The organism is Cyanobium sp. NIVA-CYA 375 (genome assembly GCF_056108345.1).
The window spans coordinates 1-960 of sequence record NZ_JBSYHW010000251.1; the positions used below are offsets into that span (position 1 = coordinate 1).

The 960-nt window shown below is 62.6% G+C and carries 1 protein-coding gene; it reads left to right on the plus strand.

Going from position 1 to position 960, the window contains the following annotated elements; translation table 11 throughout:
• Nucleotides 1–26 precede the first annotated feature (26 nt).
• A partial coding sequence (locus tag AC01FP_RS17865) for a nickel-dependent hydrogenase large subunit (protein ID WP_474482122.1) occupies nucleotides 27–960 on the plus strand: 934 nt, incomplete at its 3' end.

Here is a 960-nt window from a genome sequence, read left to right on the forward strand (position 1 = left end):
CGCTGGACACCGCTTGGCAGACAGAGGTGCCGCGCAACGCCATCCTGGCGCGCAATCTGGGTCAGCTGGTCGAAAGCCTGCAGAGCCAGCCGCGCTACTTCTACGGCCTGTACGCCATCGACCTGACCAACAAGAAGTACAAGCACAGCAAGTACTACGAAGAAGCCTGTCGTCGATTCGCGCCCTTCACCGGCACCTCGTATGAGCTCGGCGTCACCATCTCGGGCAAGCCGGTGGAGATCTACGCGCTGCTCGGTGGCCAGTGGCCACACTCCAGCTACATGGTGCCCGGTGGCGTGATGTGCGCGCCGACGCTGACCGACATCACCCGTGCCTGGGGCATCCTGGAGTACTTCAAGAAGAACTGGCTCGAAGCGATGTGGCTGGGCTGCACGCTGGAACGCTACGAGCAGATCAAGTCCTACGACGACTTCATGGCCTGGCTGGACGAGTCGCCGGCGCACGCCAACTCGGACCTGGGCTTCTACTGGAAGATGGGTCTGGACGTCGGGCTGGACAAGTACGGCGCCGGTGTGGGCAAGTACGTGACCTGGGGCTACCTGCCCCATGAAGACAAGTACCAGAAGCCCACCATCGACGGTCGCAATGCGGCGGTCATCATGAAGAGCGGCGTGTATGACGCGGCCACCGACACCCATGTGCTGATGGACCAGAAGTTCGCGCGCGAAAACCTGTCGCACGGCTGGTATGACGAGGGGACGACCGACTTCCATCCCTTCGACCGCACGACCAAGCCGATCCAGAAGAACACGATCGACCACAACGGGAAGTACTCGTGGTCTTCGGCGGTGCGCCATACCGACTTCGGTCGCCTGGAAGCCGGTCCCTTCGCGCGCCAGCTCGTCGCAGGCGGCAAACATGGCGAGGCCTGGCAGCACTACGATCCGTTGGTACTGGACATGTTCAAGAAGATGGGTGGCGCGAGCGTGCACCTGCGGC